A 19,375-nucleotide genomic window follows, 5' to 3' on the forward strand; every position below is an offset into this window, starting at 1 on the left:
GCGCGCGTACCCCTCAGGCCAGGGGCTGCTCGGCCCAGATGACCTTTCCCTCGGGGGTGTAGCGGGTGCCCCAGCGCTCGGCGAGCTGGGCGACCAGGAACAGCCCGCGGCCGCCCTCGTCCTCGTCGGCCGCGTAGCGCAGGTGCGGTGAGGTGCTGCTGGTGTCGGACACCTCGCAGATCAGGGAGCGGTCCCGCAGCAGCCGGACGCGGATCGGCCCGGAGGCGTGGCGGATGGCGTTGGTGATCAGCTCGCTGAGGACCAGCTCGGTGGTGAACACCGCCTCCTCCAGGCCCCACCGCGCCAGCTGCTCGGTGATGTCGGCGCGCGCCCCGGCCACGACCGACGGGTCCGAGGGCAGCTCCCACTCGGCGATCTGCTCGTCCGCCAGCATCCGGGTGCGGGCCACGAGCAGGGCGATGTCGTCGCTCTGACGGGCCGGCAGCAGCGCCTGGAGGACCGCCTCGCAGGTCTCGTGAGGGCTCCGGCCGGCCTGGGAGAGGGTGTCGCGCAGGATCTGCAGCCCGACGTCGATGTCCCGCCGGCGGTCCTCGATGAGGCCGTCGGTGAACAGCACGAGGCTGCTGCCCTCGGGCAGCCGCAGCTCCGCGGCCTCGAAGGGCAGGCCGCCCAGCCCGAGCGGCGGCCCGGCGGGCAGCTCGGGGAACTCCACCGTGCCGTCGGGGTGCACGAGCGCCGGCAGGGGATGGCCGGCCCGGGCCAGGCTGCAGATCCCGGAGGACGGGTCGTAGATCGCGTACAGGCACGTGGCGCCCGCGATCGTGGCCTCCTCGTTCGCCGCGTCCGCCTCCTGGTCGATGCGGCCGACCAGTTCGTCGAGGTGCCCGAGCAGCTCGTCCGGCGGCAGGTCGAGGGTGGAGAAGTTCTGCACGGCCGTGCGCAGCCGGCCCATCGTGGCGGCGGCGTGCAGACCGTGACCGACCACGTCGCCGACGACCAGGGCGACGCGTGCCCCCGGCAGCGGGATGACGTCGAACCAGTCGCCCCCCACCCCCGCCTGGGCGGGCAGATAGCGGTAGGCGATGTCGAGGGCGTCCTGCTCGGGCAGACCGCGCGGCAGCAGGCTGTGCTGCAGGGTCACCGCCATCGCGTGCTCGCGGGTGAAGCGCCGCGCGTTGTCGATGGACACCGCGGCCCGGGCCGCCAGCTCCTCGGCCAGGGACAGGTCGTCCTCCTCGAAGGTGTTGCTGCCCTCCGACCGCCAGAAGTTGACGATCCCCATCAGGACGCCCCGCGCCTTGAGCGGCACGGTGATCAGGGAGTGGAAGCCGAAGTCGATGATGGCCTGGGTGCGCTCGGTGTCCTGGGTGCGCCAGCCGGAGGAGGCCTGCAGATCGGGTACGCGCACGGCCTGCCCGCTGACGAAGCCCTGGGCCTGCGGGGTGGGCGCGGCGAACCGGTGCACCTCGCCCGCCCGGTACAGGGGATGGTCGTCCCGGATGCCGCTGAGCGCCACGCGGCGCAGCTCGGGCGCCTCGCTGCCCACCCCGCCCCGCGGCTCCTCGCCGCGCAGGACGGGCTCGGCGAGGTCGATGGAGACGTAGTCGGCGAAGCGGGGGGAGGCCACCTCGGCGAGCTCCTCGGCCGTGCGCTGGACGTCGAGGGTCGTGCCGATGGCCACGCTCGCGTCGTACAGCAGCCGCAGGCGGCCGCGGGCGACCTCGGCCCGCCCGGCGAGGGCGCGCAGCTCGGTGGAGTCACGCAGCGTGGCCACGCTGCCGGGCGGCCCGCCCCGGCGGTCGGTGGGCCGGTTGTTCACCGCGAGCAGCCGCTCGCCGACGGGGATCACCTCGTCGGTGGCCACACGACGCGACGCCAGCAGTTCGGCCATCCGGGGGTCGAGGCCGAGTTCGGCGACGAGGCGCCCCTCCCCGTCCGGCGGCAGGTCCAGCAGCCGGCGCGCCTCGTCGTTGGCGAGCAGCAGCCGCCCGTCGCCGCCGACGATGACCACGCCCTCGCGCACCGCGTGCAGCACCGCGTCGTGGTGCTCGTACATCTGGGTCATCTCGACCGGCCCCAGGCCGTGGGTCTGGCGCTTCAGCCGCCGCGTGACCAGCGCCGTGCCGGCCGTGGCCAGGGCGAGGGCCGCGGCGCCGGCCCCGACGACGACGGGCAGCTGCTGGTCCACCGCGCTGCTCACGGAGCTGATCTTCAGGCCCGAGGAGACCATGCCGACGACCTTGCCGTTGGCGTCCGTCACCGGGACCACGACCTGCAGTTCCTCGCCCAGCGGGCCGCTGACCTCCTCGACGGTGACATGGCCGCTGAGCGACGGCTCGATGGTGCCGACGAACTTCTTGCCGATCTCCGTCGGGTCGGGGTGGGAGTAGCGGATGCCGTCGCGGTTCATCACGACGAGGAAGTCCACGCCGCCCTGTTTGCGCGTGGCCTCGGCCGCCGGCTGGAGCACCTTGGCCGGATCGGGCCCGCGCATCGCGTCCACCAGGCCGGGTGAGTGGGAGAACGCCTCGGCCGCGGCGAGGGAGCGGTCGCGCGCCGCCTGGAAGCGGTCGCTGCGCGCCTGCAGCACCAGCGCGGTGCCGGCGGCCACGACGAGCACCAGCACGATCAGCACCTGCAGGATGAACATCTGGCCGGCGACGCTGCGGATGCTCGTCACCGGCGACAGGCGCCGCAACCACGGCAGGCGCGAGCCATCGCGCTGTCGCCGCTCACGCCGACTGCCCGGGCGCCGACCGGCGAACCAGCGGCCCGAGGGCCCCCGGGAGCGGCCCCGGTTTCGGGCCATACCCCATGTCTACCCCGCCCCTTGCGGCGGCGCGAACGGTACGCGCCACACCGGGCCCACGATTCGCGGCCGGATCCCACCCCCGGAGCCTTGGCCAAGGCTCGGTACGGCCCCGTCCTGCGGCCTCCCGACGGGCATCGGGGAACATGGCACCGGGAAGACCGCCCGCGGTCTTCGCGACCACCGGAACCGGGAAGGAACGAACGAGAACATGCGCCTCATCGTGGCCCCAGAGCCGGCGGGAGACCCCCGGTGACCGACGAGTCCGTACTCCTGCGCACCGAAGGCCACGCCGGCCGCATCACGCTCAACCGGCCGGGGGCCCTCAACGCCCTCGACCACGCCATGGTGCGCCGCATCGACGAGGCGCTGGCCGCCTGGGAGCACGACCCGGCCGTACGGACCGTCGTGATCGACGGCGCGGGCGGGCGGGGACTGTGCGCGGGCGGCGACATCCGCTCCATCCACCGGGACGCCTCCTCGGGCGGCGGCGCCGCGTCGGCGGCGTTCTGGCGCGACGAGTACCGGCTCAACGCCCGTATCGCCCGCTACCGCAAGCCGTACGTCGCCGTCATGGACGGCATCGTGATGGGCGGGGGCGTCGGCGTCTCGGCCCACGGAAGCGTACGGATCGTCACCGAGCGCTCCCGCGTCGCCATGCCCGAGACCGGCATTGGCTTCGTCCCGGACGTCGGCGGCACCCACCTGCTCGCCCTCGCCCCCGGGGAACTGGGCACCCACCTGGCGCTCACCGCCGCCTCCGTGGGCCCCGGCGACGCCCTGCTGTGCGGGCTGGCCGACCACTTCGTGGCGGCCGCCTCGCTGCCCGCGCTCCTGGACGACCTCACCCGCGAGGAGGTGGCCGACGCCCTGGACCGCCATGTGCGCCCCGCGCCGGCCGGCGGGCTGGCCGCCGACCGGGAGTGGATCGACCGCTGCTACGCCGCCGGCACCGTGGAGGAGGTCGTGGACCGGCTCCTCGACAGCGGCGTGCCCGCCGCCAAGGAGGCGGCGGAGGCGATCCTCGCCAAGTCGCCCACCGCCCTCAAGGTCACCCTGGCCGCCCTGCGCCGGGCCCGGCGGCTCGGCAGTCTGGAGCGCGTGCTGGAGCAGGAGTACCGCGTCTCCTGCGCGGCGCTGTCCGCCCCCGACCTGGTGGAGGGCATCCGCGCCCAGGTGATCGACAAGGACCGGTCCCCGCGCTGGTCCCCGGCGACGCTCGCGGAGGTCACCGAGGAGGACGTGGCCCGTTTCTTCGCCCCGCCCGGCGCACCCGCACTCTCCCTCGCCCCGGCCGCGCCCCTTGGCGGGGTCCCCCGCTGACCGCGTGCCGGCGTCAGGGCCTGGCGCCCTTGATGCCGGGCTGCCCGAAGGTGTCCGGGACGGGCAGCGTGTTCCAGCGGGTGAGCGGCCAGGCGACGACGAAGGCGCGGCCCACGACGTTGCCGACCGGTACGAAGCCCTGGTTCTTGTCCTGCTGGTGGTAGCGGGAGTCCGCCGAGTTCTGCCGGTGGTCGCCCATGACCCACAACTTGCCCTCGGGCACGGTGACCCGGAACTGGCCGCCCTGGTCGTCGACGGTGCACGGGGTGTTGCCCTGGAAGACGTACGGCTCGTCGAGCTCCTTGCCGTTGACCTTCAGCGGGCCCGTGCCCTTGCACTCGACCGTGTCGCCGGCGACCGCCACGACCCGCTTGATGAGGTCCTTCTCCTCGGCGGACGGCATGAGCCCGACGAAGCCGAGCACCTTCTGCACCGGGTTCGGCTTCGCCGTGGGCTCGTCCTTCAGCCAGTCGTCGGGGTCGCGGAAGACGACCACTTCGCCGCGCTCGGGCTTGGAGCCGAAGCGCGGCGTCAGCTTGTCGACCAGCACGCGGTCGCCCCGCTGCAGCGTGTTCTGCATCGAGTCCGAGGGGATCGAGAACGCCTGCACCAGAAAGGTCTTGATGAGCAGGGCGATGACGAGGGCGATGCCGATGAGGAGGGGCAACTCCTTCCAGAACGGACGCTGCCTCCTGGCCCTCCCGCCCGCCTCGGCCCGCTCGGCGGTCGCCACGTCACTCATACCCACTCCTCCACGCGTGCCGTAGCCCGCTTCCCCTCACGGTGCGGGCCTACCACTCCCACAACGCACGGGAGTTCCCGCACGCCTCCCACGCCCGCGGACGCCTGCCGGAGATGCCGGGGGAGGGCACCCGAAATACGATGGTGGTGTCGCACGTGTGCCGACACTGCGCCACGGAGGTGTGCCATGAGCCACGCCACGGGGGCGGACGTCCGCAGGCTGCTGACCATGTCGCGGCCCGAGCTCGACCGGCTCTTCCGCACCAGCCCCGCGGGAGAGATCCCCACGGGCGAAGGGGCCGGCACGGTGCTCCTGGCCCGCGGCGCACGGCTGTCCACGGCCGTGGCCCGCCTCGCGCACCTCCTCGCCTGGCAGGGCAAGGTGTTCGAGCCGGAGCGCGGCGAACTGCGCAACCGGGTCACGCCTTTGCGGGTCCGGGCGATCCGGGCGAAGGTCTACCGCAACGGAAGCTGGTCCGACGGCGACGAATGCACCGTGCTGGACTACTCCCGCACCTCGCTCCTCGCACACCGGATACACGACGAGATCCGCAGCGTCGGCCCCGGCCTGTATCTCGGCGTCGTCTACTGGGGACGGCGCAAAGTCCTCAACTTCGCCCTGCGCTTCCCCGCCCCCCGCACCTAGCCGAAGCGCTCCTGGAGGTGCCGGACATGCCGCACCAGCTGGCAGTCACCATCCGGGCCGCCCTGCCCGCAGCCCACGTCGAGGAGGTGCGCCACGTGCTGAGCGAGGCGCACCGCAAAGGGACCGCAGGCGAGCTCTTCCCCTTCGCCGACGTGGCGGGAACCCACTTCGCACGGCTGGTCCTCGTCCCCGAAGGGCCCGGCACCGGCGCCGCACGGGCGAGGATGCCGGCGAGCATCGTCTACATGAGCGAGGTGGACGCGCCGCTGGACGCCCACCTCACCGCCCTCGTCCGCGCGGCCGGCCAGGGACTGGAGAAGGTCTTCGGGCACTGCGCCGGCTATCCGCCGGTCTCCGCCCCGGACGCCGACCGGATCGCCTGGCTGACCTCGCACCGCGTCCCCTGCGCGGCCTTCTACGTCAACACCGTCGGCAGGGGTCGCCGGCAGATCCTGCGGGAAGCGGAGCTGCACGAAGCCATCGAGGAGTTCCTCGACCACGAAGGCGCGGCCCTGGCGAAGGAGAGCCCGCAGCGCATCCACGCCGCGATCCGCCGGTACGTCTGCGGGCGCCAGGACCTGGCCTGGGCGCGTACGCCCCCGGCGCCGCCCGACCGCCGATGGCGGGCACGGCAGACGGCGCACCTCGTGGCCGTCCCCCTGGCCGCCCTGTTCTTCCTTCCGCTCCTCGTCGTCACCCTGCCGCTGTGGGCCGCGCTGCTGAGGTGGCACGAGCGCCGCGACGTCCCCAGCCGGGCCCGCCCCCACCGCGACCACGTGCGCGAACTGGCCACCTACGAGGACCACGTCACCCAGAACCCCTTCACCGCCGTCGGGCAGGTCAAGCCCGGCCGCTTCCGGCGGGTCACCCTGACCGCCACCCTCTTCGTCGTGGACTACGGCGTCCGCCACTTCTTCAAGCGGGGCGACCTCGCCGGCGTCAAGACCATTCACTTCGCCCGCTGGCTCTTCATCGACGGCAAACGACGCGTGCTGTTCGCCAGCAACTACGACGGCAGCCTCGAGAGCTACATGGACGACTTCATCGACAAGGTCGCCTGGGGCCTCAACGCCGTCTTCAGCAACGGCCAGGGCTACCCCCGCACCCGGTGGCTGGTGCGGGACGGCGCAAAGGACGAGCTCGCCTTCAAGCGGTACCTGCGCTGCCACCAGCTGCCCACCCAGGTGTGGTACTCCGCCTACGACGACATGACCACCCACAACATCGAGACCAACGCCCGCATCCGCGCCGGCCTGTTCGCCGATCTCGGCCCGGCCGGAACCGAGGCCTGGCTCGCCCTGCTGTGAAGGACCCCGCCGTGGAACTCGACGACATCCAGGGCATCGTCGCCCGTGGCTACAGCACCCTGAAGTCGGCCTGCTTCCTGATGCTCGCCGTCACCGAACCGGCGGCCGCGCGCGCCGCCCTGGGCCGGGTGGCGCCACGGGTGACCGACGCCGCCGCCGAGCCCCCGGACACCGCGGTCAACCTCGCCGTCACCGCCGACGGCCTGCGCCACCTGGGCCCGCTCCCTGCGGACCTCGACGGCTTCCCCGACGAGTTCGTCTCCGGAATGACCGACCCCAACCGCAGCCGCCTCCTCGGCGACGTCGGGGAGAACGCCCCCGCCCACTGGCGGTGGGGCGGCCCGGCCACCCCGCCCGTCCACGTCCTGGTCATGCTCTACGCCCGGGACGAGGAGCGGCTCGGCCGGCTCGAGGCGGAGCTGCGCCAGGACCTCCTGACCACCGGCGGCCTCACCGACGTCGTACGGCTGACGACCGCCGCGCTCACCGACCGCGAACCCTTCGGATTCCGGGACGGCATCTCCCAGCCGCTCATCGAGGGGCTGCCCAGGACGTCCCGGGCCGTGGCCGCTCGCGAGGGGGGAGCGGCCACCGGCGACGTCGTCAAGGCCGGCGAGTTCCTGCTCGGCTACCCCAACGAGTACGGACTGCTGACCGACCGGCCCGTGCTGCCGGACCGGGACGACCCCGCCGGCCTGCTGCCCCGCGCGTCCGACGGCGCCGACCTCGGACGCAACGGCAGCTACCTGGTCTTCCGCCAGCTCCACCAGGACGTCGAGGGGTTCTGGAGCCACCTCGACGCCGTGACGCGCCGGCCCGACGGCACCCCCGACGCCGCCGCCCGCGAAGCGCTCGCCGCCCGCATGGTGGGCCGCTGGCCCAGCGGGGCGCCCCTGGTCCACGCCCCGCGGCGGGACGACCCCCGCCTCGCCACGGACAACGACTTCGGCTACTTCGCGACCGACCCCGACGGCCTGCGCTGCCCCCTCGGCGCCCACATCCGCCGCGCCCACCCCCGCGACTCCCTGGACCCCAGGCCCGGCTCGGCCGACTCCGTCGCCATCGGCAGACGCCACCGCATCCTGCGCCGCGGCCGCGCCTACGGACCGCAACTCCAGGCCCGGCCGTCCGGCGACGGGGAGAGCGGACTGCACTTCCTCTGCATCAACGCGAACATCTCCCGCCAGTTCGAGTTCATCCAGCACACCTGGCTGAACAACCCCAACTTCAACGGCCTCCACGACGCCCCCGACCCGCTCGTCGCCCCACGGAACGACCACCGCTCGACCTTCACCGAGCAGGCGCGCCCCCTGCGCACCCGCCACCTGGACCTGCCGCAGTTCGTCTCCGTACAGGGCGGCGCCTACTTCTTCCTCCCCGGGCTGCGGGCACTGCGCTACCTCTGCGCGGCCGAACCGGCGGGTGGGCGAAGATGACCGGGCAACGGGCGCTGCGGGCCCTCAACGACGCCCTCCTGCGGTGCGTCCGCCTCGAACGGCGCGTGGACCCCTACGTCCGGCCGCTGCTGGACCGCCTCCTGCGGCCACCCCTGCAGGCCCTGACCCAGTGGTGCGTCAACGTCCGCCGCCGCGACGAACACCTGCGGCCCGCCGAGGAGAAGGCACTGCCGGGGGAGGCGGGCACCGCCGAGGCCATCACCCGGCAGATGGCCCGCTTCATCGCCCGCGAATACGCGCCCGGGAGCGTCGAGCGTGCCGGCAACACCAAGACCTACGGCGTCGTGGCGGGGGAGTTCACCGTCCTCGGCGACCTGCCCGGGCGGCTGCGCCACGGCGTGTTCGCCCACCCCGCCACCTACCGCGCCTGGGTCCGCTTCGCCGGCCCCGGCCCCCTCGCCCCACCCGACATCGAGGACAACGGGATCCTCAGCATCGGCGTCAAACTCCTCGGCGTCGAAGGCGGCACCCTGCTCGACGACGAGCGGGCCACCCAGGACTTCACCGGCATCAGCGCCCCCACCTTCACCACCCCGAACGTCGTCGAGAACCTCGCGCTGCAGCAGCACGTCTACGCCGGCACACCCCTGCTGTACTTCCTCGACCCCCGCCGCCCCCACCTGTGCGACCTGGTCATGCAGGGCCTGTACGCCCGGACCCACGCCAGCCCCCTGCGGACCCGGTACTGGAGCTGCACCCCGTACCTGCTCGGCGAGGGCCAGGCCATGCAGTACTCCCTGGTCCCGCGCGACGCGGCGCGCGGCCGGGCGCCGTGGCACCCGCCCGACGACTACCTGCGCCGGGCCCTGACCGCGACCCTGCGCGAGGGCGACGTCGTCTTCGACTTCCTCGTCCAGCTGCAGACCGACCCGCACCGGATGCCGGTCGAGAACGCCTCCGTCGTCTGGCCCGAACGGCTCTCCCCCTTCGTCCCGGTCGCCACCCTGCGGCTGCCCCGGCAGGACGTCGACGCGTCGGCGCAGTTCGCCCTCGCCGACCGCCTCTCCTTCAACCCCTGGCACGCCCTGCCCGCGCACCGGCCGCTGGGCAACCAGAACCGCGCCCGCCGCGCCGTCTACCTGCAGCTCTCCCGGCTCAGACAGTCCATGAACGCCACGCCGCACACCGACCCCAGCGACGACGTCCCCGGCGCGGGGCCCTGAGCCCGGCCGGGGCTCATCGCGCGCATCACCGGAACATGCAATATCGTCACATTCAGTACGCAATGCCCCCTTGGGAAGGGGTGCCATCCCCTCCGGAAGGGGCACCGACGATGGACGCGCGCACCGCTGCGCGATACGGCCTGGCCGGAATCCGCCTCGTCAACGGCGTGGTGGCCCTGCTGGCCCCGCAGACCATGGCCCGCAGCCTGGGGGCCGGGCCGGCCCAGCCCGCACTGCTCCACGTCCTGCGGATGTTCGGAGTACGCACCGTGGTCCTGGGCGCCGAACTACTGCTGCTCAGGGACGCCCACGAGCGCGACCGGGCGCTGAGCGTCGGCACGCTCATCCACGCCAGCGACGCCCTGTCGGCCGCGTGCGCCTGGCGGGACGGCGTGCTGGCCCCGCGGCCGGGCCTGACCGCCACGGCGATCTCCACGCTCAACGTCGCCCTCACGCTCGTGGCCCGACAGCCCCGGCGGCTGCCGCACACCTGCCGGGCGCCGGAAGGAGAAAACCATGCCTAGCGCCACCTCATGGTTCGTCGCCGCCCACAACAAGCTCGCGCTGGCCGTCGACCGCAAGGTCGGCTGGCACCGGCTGCCGAAGCCGCTCAGCCTGCTGACCCTCATCGGCCTGCGCAACGACCTGCGCCGCAACAACCTCCACGACACCACCGCCTATCCGGCGCGCGACCTGCCGCCCCTCGAACCGCCGGACGCCCGCCACCTCACCCAGCGCACGGCCGACGGCTCGTACAACGACCTGTCGAACCCGCGCATGGGCATGGCCCGCTCCCGCTTCGGCCGCAACGTCCCACCGGAGTACACGGTCCCCGAGCCCGAGCCGCAGATCCTCTCCCCGAGCCCCCGCGACGTGAGCCGGGCCCTGCTGACCCGGCACGAGTTCATCCCCGCCACCTCCGTCAACGCCCTCGTCGCCGCCTGGCTGCAGTTCATGATCCGGGACTGGGTCAACCACGGCCAGGGCACCATGGACCACCCCTGGCGCATCGAACTCCCCGACGACGACCCGTGGCCCGACCCGCCCATGCTCGTCCCCCGCACCATCCCCGACCCCACCCGCCCGGCCGGCGACGACGGCTTCCCGCCGACGTTCCTCAACGAGAAGTCGCACTGGTGGGACGCCTCCCAGCTCTACGGCAACGACCTGGCCGAACAGCGACTGCTGCGCACGGGCGAGGGCGGCAGGCTCAAGGTCCCCCGCAACGGCTCGCTGTTCCCCGACAACCCCGAACAGGACCCGGCGAACATCCCCGGATTCTGGCTGGGCCTGGCCATGATGCACATCCTGTTCATCCTGGAGCACAACGCCATCTGCGACCGGCTGCGCGTCGACTACCCCCAGTGGTCGGACGAGGAGCTCTTCCAGCGCGGCCGCCTGGTCAACACCGCCCTCATCGCCAAGATCCACACCATCGAGTGGACCCCCGCCGTCATCAGCCACCCCACGACCGTCACCGGCATGCGCGCCAACTGGTTCGGCCTGCTGGGCGAGCGGGTGCACCGGCTGTTCGGCCGGGTCAGCACCAGCGAGGTCCTCAGCGGCATCGTGGGCGGGCGCACCGACCACTTCGGCGTCCCGTACGCCCTCACCGAGGAGTTCGTGGCCGTCTACCGGATGCACCCCCTGATCCCCGACCACTGGACCTTCCGCTCGGCCAAGGACGGCTCCCCGCTGCAGGAGGCCACCTTCCGGGAGCTGTCGGGCCGCGGCGCCTACGAGTTCCTCACCAAACACACCCTGCCCGACCTCTTCCACTCCTTCGGCACCGCGCACCCGGGCCTGGTCACCCTGCACAACTACCCGGCGTTCCTCCAGGAGTTCGAGCGGCCCGACGGCAAGCTCATGGACCTGGGAGCCGTCGACATCCTGCGGATCCGGGAGCTCGGCGTGCCGCGCTACAACGAGTTCAGACGCCGGCTCCACCTGGCCCCGGCCGAGGACTTCCACGCGCTCACCGACAACCCCGAGTGGGCCGAGGAACTGCGCCGGACCTACCAGGACGACATCGAGAGCGTCGACCTCATGGTGGGCATGTACGCCGAGCCCCGGCCGGCGGGCTTCGCCTTCAGCGACACCGCCTTCCGGATCTTCCTCCTCATGGCGTCCCGCCGCCTCAACAGCGACCGGTTCCTCACCGAGGACTACACCCCCCAGGTGTACACGCGCGCCGGCCTCGACTGGATCGAGGACAACAGCATGACCAGCGTGCTGCTGCGGCACTTCCCGGAGCTGCGTTCCTCCCTGCGGTCGGTGGACAACGCGTTCGCCCCCTGGACGGCAGCCGGCCCCCCGCGATGACCGCCCCCGCACCTCCCGGCAACACGACGGAGGCGCCCGCGCCCCGGGCCCTGCGCGCCTGGCAGGGGTGCCTGCTGGCCGTCGGCGCCTGCGTCCCCCTCGCGGTGGGCAGTGCGTGGTACGCCTGTCGCGCGCCCGGCATCCGGGTGGTCCGGCTGCAGCTGGCGGGCAGCGTCGAGGAGGCGGCGGAGGTCGTCGGCGACCGCCTCCACGGCGCCCAGCGGGCCCTGCACGCCGACTACGTCTTCCTCGCGGGCTACACCCTCACCCTCATCGCGGTGTTCGCCCTCGCCCACCGCACCGTCGCCCACCGCCTCGGCCACCGTCGCGCCGCGGTGACCGGCATGATCCTCGCGGGGGTCGCAGGCGTGAGCGACGTGGCCGAGAACCTCTTCCTCGCCCACGGCCTGCGCCACTTCACCCCGGGCGCCGACGTGCCGTTCAAGATCGCGACGGGCTGTGCGGCGCTCAAATGGCTGCTGCTGGCTCTGACCGTGCCCGCCGCGGCGGTCGTGCTCGTCATCATCCTCAAGCGCTCCCTCATCCACACGGCCGCCGTCCTGCCGGGACTGCGCTGGCTGCGCCCCGACCGGCCACCGGCCGCGGACACCGCCGCACGGCCCGAACTGATCCCGCCGCCTCCCGTGGTGCGGGCGGACGGGGAGCGCTGGCCGAAGACCCCCCGCACCCCGCCGCCCACGCCCGGCGGCGGCGTCCGGTGGCGCAACAGCACCCTCGTGCCGCCCGGACGGGAACAAGGAGCCCTGGGGTTCTGCGTCTCGGGCGGCGGCATCCGCTCGGCCTGCGTCACCCTGGGCGCGCTGCAGGCGCTGCGCGACCACCTGCGCAAGGCCCGCTACCTCGTCTCGGTCTCCGGCGGCGGCTACGCCGCGGGCGCGCTGCAACTGGCGCTGAACGAGGCGGCCGACGACAAGTCCCCGGCCACGTCCCGGCCGGGGCCGGCCGACGTCTTCGAGCCCGGCTCGCCCGAAGAGGACCACCTGCGCCGGCACTCGAAGTACGTCGCCGAAGGCACTGGCCAGTGGCTGGCCGCCCTCGGCGTCCTGCTGCGCGGGCTGCTGGCCTCCCTCGGCCTGCTCATCGCCATGCTGCTCCTGCTGGGACTCGCCCTGAGCTGGGCCTATCACGTGGTGCCGCTGACGGACCTGGACTACCTGTCCTCGGCGGGGGTGCTCTTCCCCTCCGACTGCCCGCCACCGCCGGCCCCGGCGTTCCGGCAGCCGGTGCTCCTGACCATCCTCGGCCTGCTCGGCGTGGGGGGCTTGTGCTGGCTCGTCTGGCTGTTCCTCTTCACCTGGTGCGGCGCCCTGGTCCGCTCGCAGACGTGGGCCCTCACCCTCTTCCGCGTCTGCGTGGTGCTGGCCCTGCTCCTGACCGTCGTCGCCGTCGTCCTGCCCGGCGTGGCCTGGGGGACCGTCAAACTGCGGGCCGGGCTCGATCTGAGCGCCCCGCAGGCCGGAGCGGGCATCGGCTTCACCGCGCTGTTCACCTACGGGGCCGTCCTGGTCGCCACCCTGTGGCGCCGCCGCCAGACCGTCCGCCGGGGCTTCGGCAGCATCCTGGGCGCTTCACGGAAGGCCGGGCAGGTGTCGCGGGCCGTGCCCAACGGCCTCGTCCAGTACGTGATCGTGTGGCTGGTCCTGCTGCTGCTGTTCGTCGTCTCGCTGCTCGTCCTGGGCTGGGCCATCGCCACCGGGCGTCAGTGGGGCCTGTTCTGGCAGATCGGCCTGCCGATCCTCCTCGCCCTGATCGTCCTGTGCCTGGACCAGACCTGGATGAGCCTTCACCCCTTCTACCGACTCCGCCTGGCGTCCGCGTTCGCCGTCCGCCGGAGCACCGAGCCGGACGGGGAAGTCGTCGCGCGCCCCTACGACTTCACGAAGGAGCCGACGCCGCTGCACCGCTACGGCTGCCGGCACCCCGGCTTCCCCCAGGTCATCTTCGCCGCGGCCGCCAACCTCTCCGGCAGCGACCGCACCCCGCCGGGCCGGCGGGCAGTCTCCTTCACCCTGTCGCACGACTACGTCGGCGGCCCGGACGTCGGCTACGCCCGGGTGGACAGCCTGGAGCAGCGCACCGGACGCCTCATCCGCCGGGACCTCACCGTGCAGTCCGCCATGGCCGTCTCCGGCGCCGCGTTCGCCTCCGCGATGGGAACCCAGGCGCGGACGTTCCAGACCCTGTTCGCCCTCTCCAACGCAAGGCTCGGCACCTGGCTGCCCAACCCGGCCGCCCTGGGCCCCCTGTGGAAGGCCGACAGCGACTGGCGGCTGCCCCCGCAGCCCGCCATCCGGCGGCTGTCCTACCTCCTGCGGGAGATCACCGGCCGCTACCCCATGGACGACCGGCTCCTGCTGACCACCGACGGCGGCCACTACGAGAACCTCGGCCTGGTCGAGCTGCTCCGCCACCGGGTCAGCACCGCCGTGTGCATCGACGCCAGCGGATACACCCCGCCCTTCGCCGCCACCCTCGCCGAGGCCATCACCCTGGCCCACGAGGAGCTCGGCATCGAGATCATCCTCCACGACACCGAGAAGCTCGTCCCCGGCAGCGCCCGGCCCCTCCAGCCCGAGAACCCCCTGGCCAGGATCAACGAGCGGCTCGCGGCACAAGCGGTGATCACCGGCGACATCATCTACCCGCAGGACCTGATCGGGGAGGACGGCCTCAACCTCGGCAGGCGGGGACAGCTGATCGTGGCCCGTGCGACGCTGACCCGCGGCATGCCGTACAAGCTCCTCGCCTACGCCTCCTCCCATCCCGTCTTCCCGCACGACAGCACCAGCGACCAGTGGTTCGACCACCAGCAGTTCGACGCCTACCAGGAGCTCGGCCACTACATCGGCGAGCAGGCGGCGGGCGTCCTGCGCCTCCTTCCCCGCCGGGACGTCTAGATCCCCCAGGTCACCCGCCGTCGTCCACGCGCAGCCGCACCTGCTCCTCCAGCCGCTCCAGGCTGCCGGCGAGGGCCCCGTCGACGACGTCCTTGCCCGGGTCGTCGCCCTCCTCGAAGAACGACAGATGGATCGTCACCTCGCTGGCACCGCTGCCGATGCCGGCCACCTGGAGCCAGCCCGCGTAGTTTCCGGTGTCCCGCGTCCCCCACTCCACCCGCATCTGCTCCGGGTCCGCCCGGAACAGCGCGCGCTCGTCCTCACCGGTGCGGTCCTCGTGCACGGTCACGGCCGGCAGGTCCTCGGCCCGTACGTGCAGGTCCGACGGCATCCAACTGCTCAGCCGCTGCACCTCGACCACCTGGTCGAAAACGTGCTCGGGCAGCGCGGGCATCGTACGGGAACGCTGGTATTCGCTCATGCCATGCCAATCCTCGGTGCGGAAGCCCCCCACACCCGCCTGCCCGCCCGCAGGCCCTCGCCGACGCGAAGCCACCCGTTCGCCCCGGCCCGGGTCCGCCGTTCGGCCGCCGGGCTCTCAGCCGCCGGCGGCGACGATGCCCGCGAGGGCGCGCTCGGCGAGGGCGGTGATGGCCGCGGTCAGCCGCGGACCGGGACCTCGTGTGCCACGGCGGTGATGCGCAGCTCACCGAAGTCGACCATGTCGTCCAGCTCGATGGTCCGGTGCGTGGTGGCCGCGGGCGGCGTCACCTGGAGGTAGGCGGCCTTGCGCGGCTCGGTGCCCGAGTGCGTCCAGGAGACGTTGGCCTGGGCCGCCTGTCCCGGCCGGAGGACGACGAGCTTGTTGCCGGGGTCGTCGGCGTACCAGGTGCTCCCGCGCACGGCGCGGGTGGGCAGCGGCGTGTGGCGGGCGTCCTCCAGGCCGAGCCCGGGGTAGCCACGCAGGGCGCAGGTGCGGCCGGAGGTGTTCTTCAGCTCCAGCGTGCCCCCGGCGTGGCTCATCCCGCCGCCCAGCCGTTCGGCGAAGGCGATCCGCAGGTCGGGGGTGCCGCAGGTCGCGACGGCACGGTCGGACCCGTCGCCCGCCGGGAACGCGGCCTGGGCCGGTCCTACGGCGGTGAGGACGAGCCCCGTGCCGGCGGCGACGGCCAGGGCGGCGAACTTCGTTGTCGTGCGGCGTATCACGAGAACTTCCTTTCGGCGATCGACCGGCCGGGGCGTGCGCGGACGGCTCGCACCCGCGCGGCACCCGGACCCGTCGGGAACGACAGGCCGTCTACCCCACTCCCGCACCGGTGAACACCTCATGGACGGGTATCGGCCATGCGCCGGACGAACATGGCGCGCCCCGGCCGTCTCAGCCGGCCACGGACTCCACCACGACCGCCGTCGTCAGCAGCAGTGCGCACAGGGCCGCCAGGCTCCCGCAGCCCCCGAGCAGCACCTTTCGCGTCCGCAGCCTCGGCCGCCCCTGGGCGGTGCGGCGGTTCGTCTCCCGTGCCAGCAGGGCGCCCGGGACGATGAGGACCGCCACGGCGAGCCACCACCAGGCGTACGCCGAGGGGCTCCCCACCGCGTCCCCCAGGAGCCCGAACCCCAGCCCGCCGGCGCCGACCACGGCCGCCGAGACGATGCCGGCCACGGCCGGTACCCACCACCAGGCGCCGCCGTGGCCCCAGAGCGCGCCCGCCCGCCGGGCCAGGGAGAGCGTGGGCATGATGAGCGTGACCGTCAGTGCCAGCGCCGCGCCCGCGAGGACGGGGAGGACGACGGGCAGGACGAAGACCGCCAGGGCGCCGCCGTCGTCGTCGGGGTGCGGATGGAAGAGCCCCCAGGTCCACAGGGCCGTCACCGCGCACGCCGCCTCGACCAGCAGCCCGGCGGTGGCCACGCAGACCGCGGACGGGGTCCACACCGGCTCACGTATCGCTGTCGCTGTCACGGCCTGATCATCTCCCGCGGCCCGCACACGCCCGCGGACGGGGGTCCGGGCCCACCGGGGTCCACGGGGGCGGGGGAGGGGGGAGGGGCCGGACAGGTGAGAAAGCCATGTATGCATGCTTTGTCACGTCATGTCAGGTTTTCATCGGCAGGGTCAGGGGTATCCCAGCCGCCATGCCTCTCACCTGCGGGTCGTTCCGCGTGGTCGACGCCGTGCGCGCGGCCCTGCCCGCCACTCCCGGCGACCTGTCGGCGGCCCGTGCCCAGATGGGGTTCTCGCTGGCCTGGCACATCGTCGTGGCGTGCCTGGGCGTGGGGCTGCCGCTGCTGACCCTGATCACCGAGTGGCGCGGCCTGCGCACCGGCGACCGCGCCTGCCGCCTGCTGGCGCGGCGCTGGGCCCGCGCCATGGGGGTCCTCTTCGCGGTCGGCGCGGTCTCCGGCACCATCCTCAGCTTCGAGCTCGGGCTGCTGTGGCCGGGCCTGATGGGACGTTACGGGCAGGTGATCGGGCTGCCCTTCGCCCTGGAGGGCATCGCCTTCTTCATCGAGGCGATCTTCCTCGGCATCTACCTCTACGCCTGGGACCGGCTGCCGCCCCGGATCCATCTGTGGACCGGGGTGCCGGTCGTCGTCGCGGGCGTGGCGTCGGCGTTCTTCGTCGTCTGCGCCAACGCCTGGATGAACCAGCCGAGCGGCTTCACCCAGCGCGGCGACCGCATCACCGGCGTCGACCCGTGGGCGGCGATGCTCAACCCCGCGAGCTGGCCCCAGACCGTCCACATGATCTTCGCCGCGCTGATGGTCGCCTCCTTCCTGACCGCGAGCGTCTACGCCGTCGCGCTGCTGCGCGGCCGGCGCGACCCCTACCACCGGGCGGGCTTCCTCATCCCCTGCGCGCTCGGCGCCGCTGTCACCCCGCTGCAGATCGCCGCCGGCGACTGGGCCGCCCGCTTCGTCGCCGCCAACCAGCCGGTCAAACTCGCCGCCATGGAGGGCGTCTACCGCACCGGCAGCCACGTACCGCTCACCCTCGGGGGAGTGGCCGGCGACGACGGCCTGCGGTACGGGATCGAGATCCCGAGCGGGCTGTCCCTGCTGATCGGGGACAGTCCCGGCACGGTCGTCGAGGGCCTCGACCGCGTTCCGCGAGCACGGTGGCCCGCCGTGACGGGGGTGCACTGGGCCTTCGACCTGATGGTCGGCGCCGGCTTCTTCCTGCTCCTGATGGCGGCGTGGCTGCTGCTGGCCTGGTGGCGCTCCCGCCGCGCGGGCGACCGCGACCCGCTGGCCCGGCGCGGCACCCGGGCCTTCCTCGCGCTCGGCGCGCTCACCGGGCCGGCCGCGGTGGTCGCCCTCGAATGCGGCTGGTGCGTGACCGAGCTCGGCCGTCAGCCCTGGGTCGTCCAGGGGCTGATGACCGTGCACGAAGCGGTGAACCCCGCGCCGGGGGTGATGGCCGGCCTGTGGCTCGTCCTGATCGTCTACGCGGCCATGACGGCGGCCACCGTCTACGTCCTGCGCCGGATGGTCACCGAGCGGCCCGTGCCCGTCGCGCCCCAGGAGCGGGACATCGAGGACTACCCCGTGGTCTGAGGCCGACGGCCCGGTCCGAAGGTGCCGAACGACGCCCGAGAGGTTCTTCATCCGATGCTCGCCGACATGACACTGGCCGTGATGTGGCTGGGCCTGACCTGCTACGCCCTGTTCGGCGGAGCGGACTTCGGGGCCGGCCTGTGGGACCTGCTGGCCGGCGGAACCCGGCGCGGCCACACCCAGCGCGCCCTCATCGAACACACCATCGGCCCCGTGTGGGAGGCCAACCACGTCTGGCTCATCTTCGTCGTCGTGCTGCTGTGGGGCGGCTTCTCACCCGTCTTCGCCGCGGTGCTCTCCACGCTCTACCTGCCGCTCACCTTCGCCGCCCTGGGCATCATCGCCCGCGGAGCCGCCTTCGCCTTCCGCAAGGCCAGCAGCGCGACCGCCCTGCGCCGGCTCTTCGGCGCCTGCTTCGCCCTCTCCTCCGTCGTCACCCCCTTCTTCCTCGGCACGGTCGCGGGCGCCGTCGCCTCCGGCCGGGTCCCCCCGGGCCTCGCCGAGGGCGACACCCGCACCGGCTGGCTCCACCCGACGTCCCTCCTCGGCGGCGTCCTCGCCGTCCTCACCTGCGCCCATCTGGCCGCCGTGTACCTGTGCGCGGACGCCGCCCGCGAAGGGGACGACGCCCTCGTCGCCGCGTTCCGCCGACGGGCCCTGATCAGCGGCGCGGTCACCGGCGTCGTCGCCCTCGCCGGCGTCGCCGTGCTGCGCGCGGACGCCCCGCTGCTCTTCGACGGGCTCACCCACCGCGCGCTGCCCCTGGTGGTGCTCAGCGCCCTCGCCGGACTCGCCGGCATGGTCCTGGTCGCGCGGCGCCGCTTCGTCGCCGCCCGCCTCGCGGCGGCGCTGGCGGTGGCCGCCGTCCTGTGGTCCTGGGGCGCCGCCCAGTACCCGCTGATGCTCGTACCCGACACGACCGTGCGGTCGACGGCCTCCCACAGCTCCGTGCTCACCGCCTGCCTGGCCAGCCTCGGCGTGGGAGCACTCCTTCTCGTCCCGTCACTGTGGTGGCTCTACCACCTCTTCCAGCACGAGCAGCGGCGGCCCGAAGCACCGGACGCCTGAGCGCGGCGGCTTCACCCACGGGCGTCCCATCCATGCGCCGCTATCTCCGGGAAATAGCGCCTTCGGGTGAAATGCGGTTGCCGTGCCGGAGGGAGGGAAATTCCCCCGCACTCGCAGGGGACACGCAGCCCGGTGGTGAGCTCGTGTCCCCGGCGGTTCGAG

Annotated in this window: 15 protein-coding genes; 10 read left to right on the forward strand and 5 right to left on the reverse strand. The window is 73.3% G+C overall.

Annotated elements, in window-relative coordinates; all coding sequences use genetic code 11:
• Positions 1-13: 13 nt before the first annotated feature.
• Positions 14-2,611 carry a SpoIIE family protein phosphatase gene (locus AB0G59_RS03960; protein WP_360908602.1) on the reverse strand — a complete coding sequence of 866 codons (2,598 nt, stop codon included), beginning with the start codon at positions 2,609-2,611 and terminating at the stop codon, positions 14-16.
• Positions 2,612-3,022: 411 nt separating this feature from the next.
• On the opposite strand from AB0G59_RS03960, the gene AB0G59_RS03965 reads away from it, so the two are divergent.
• Entirely contained in the window at positions 3,023-4,093 is a 1,071-nt protein-coding gene (locus AB0G59_RS03965) for an enoyl-CoA hydratase/isomerase family protein (RefSeq protein ID WP_360907743.1), read from the forward strand.
• 13 nt (positions 4,094-4,106) lie between these two features.
• Here AB0G59_RS03965 and lepB read toward each other — a convergent pair whose 3' ends face one another.
• A complete protein-coding gene (lepB, locus tag AB0G59_RS03970) occupies positions 4,107-4,835 on the reverse strand; it encodes a signal peptidase I (RefSeq protein WP_360907745.1) in 729 nt (242 codons plus the stop codon).
• Between the two features lie 186 nt (positions 4,836-5,021).
• On the opposite strand from lepB, the gene AB0G59_RS03975 reads away from it, so the two are divergent.
• From AB0G59_RS03975 to AB0G59_RS04005, 7 genes are all read left to right on the forward strand, one after another.
• Positions 5,022-5,480, forward strand: a complete 459-nt coding sequence (locus AB0G59_RS03975; RefSeq protein WP_360907747.1) for a hypothetical protein — start codon at positions 5,022-5,024, stop codon at positions 5,478-5,480.
• 26 nt (positions 5,481-5,506) lie between these two features.
• Positions 5,507-6,787 carry a hypothetical protein gene (locus AB0G59_RS03980; RefSeq protein ID WP_360907749.1) on the forward strand — a complete coding sequence of 427 codons (1,281 nt, stop codon included), beginning with the start codon at positions 5,507-5,509 and terminating at the stop codon, positions 6,785-6,787.
• 11 nt (positions 6,788-6,798) lie between these two features.
• Positions 6,799-8,223, forward strand: a complete 1,425-nt coding sequence (locus AB0G59_RS03985) for a peroxidase (protein ID WP_360907751.1) — start codon at positions 6,799-6,801, stop codon at positions 8,221-8,223.
• Positions 8,220-9,407: a catalase family protein gene (locus AB0G59_RS03990; RefSeq protein WP_360907753.1), complete on the forward strand. Its 1,188-nt coding sequence runs from the start codon at positions 8,220-8,222 to the stop codon at positions 9,405-9,407. Before AB0G59_RS03985 ends, AB0G59_RS03990 begins: the two co-directional genes overlap by 4 nt.
• Before the next feature lie 110 nt (positions 9,408-9,517).
• Positions 9,518-9,931 (forward strand): hypothetical protein, encoded by a 414-nt coding sequence (locus AB0G59_RS03995; RefSeq protein WP_360907755.1) that lies wholly within the window; start codon positions 9,518-9,520, stop codon positions 9,929-9,931.
• Complete coding sequence (locus tag AB0G59_RS04000) at positions 9,924-11,729, forward strand: peroxidase family protein (protein ID WP_360907757.1); 1,806 nt, start codon at positions 9,924-9,926, stop codon at positions 11,727-11,729. The genes AB0G59_RS03995 and AB0G59_RS04000 overlap by 8 nt, the downstream gene beginning before the upstream one ends.
• On the forward strand, positions 11,726-14,647 hold the full coding sequence (locus tag AB0G59_RS04005; RefSeq protein WP_360907759.1) for a hypothetical protein: 2,922 nt from the start codon (positions 11,726-11,728) through the stop codon (positions 14,645-14,647). The genes AB0G59_RS04000 and AB0G59_RS04005 overlap by 4 nt, the downstream gene beginning before the upstream one ends.
• Positions 14,648-14,657: 10 nt before the next feature.
• Here AB0G59_RS04005 and AB0G59_RS04010 read toward each other — a convergent pair whose 3' ends face one another.
• The 3 genes from AB0G59_RS04010 to AB0G59_RS04020 all read right to left on the reverse strand — a co-directional run bounded on the left by AB0G59_RS04010 (position 14,658) and on the right by AB0G59_RS04020 (position 16,550).
• Positions 14,658-15,068, reverse strand: coding sequence for an SRPBCC family protein (locus tag AB0G59_RS04010; protein ID WP_360907761.1), 411 nt, complete (start codon positions 15,066-15,068; stop codon positions 14,658-14,660).
• 179 nt (positions 15,069-15,247) lie between these two features.
• On the reverse strand, positions 15,248-15,793 hold the full coding sequence (locus AB0G59_RS04015) for a DUF4232 domain-containing protein (protein ID WP_360907763.1): 546 nt from the start codon (positions 15,791-15,793) through the stop codon (positions 15,248-15,250).
• A 172-nt stretch (positions 15,794-15,965) separates the two neighbouring features.
• Positions 15,966-16,550, reverse strand: a complete 585-nt coding sequence (locus tag AB0G59_RS04020; protein ID WP_360907765.1) for a hypothetical protein — start codon at positions 16,548-16,550, stop codon at positions 15,966-15,968.
• 173 nt (positions 16,551-16,723) lie between these two features.
• Between AB0G59_RS04020 and AB0G59_RS04025 the strand changes: the two genes are divergently transcribed.
• Positions 16,724-18,145, forward strand: a complete 1,422-nt coding sequence (locus AB0G59_RS04025) for a cytochrome ubiquinol oxidase subunit I (protein WP_360907767.1) — start codon at positions 16,724-16,726, stop codon at positions 18,143-18,145.
• A 54-nt stretch (positions 18,146-18,199) separates the two neighbouring features.
• Entirely contained in the window at positions 18,200-19,213 is a 1,014-nt protein-coding gene (locus tag AB0G59_RS04030) for a cytochrome d ubiquinol oxidase subunit II (protein ID WP_360907769.1), read from the forward strand.
• Positions 19,214-19,375: the final 162 nt, after the last annotated feature.

This window comes from Streptomyces sp. NPDC021096 (genome assembly GCF_040641275.1).
Taxonomy (GTDB): domain Bacteria; phylum Actinomycetota; class Actinomycetes; order Streptomycetales; family Streptomycetaceae; genus Streptomyces.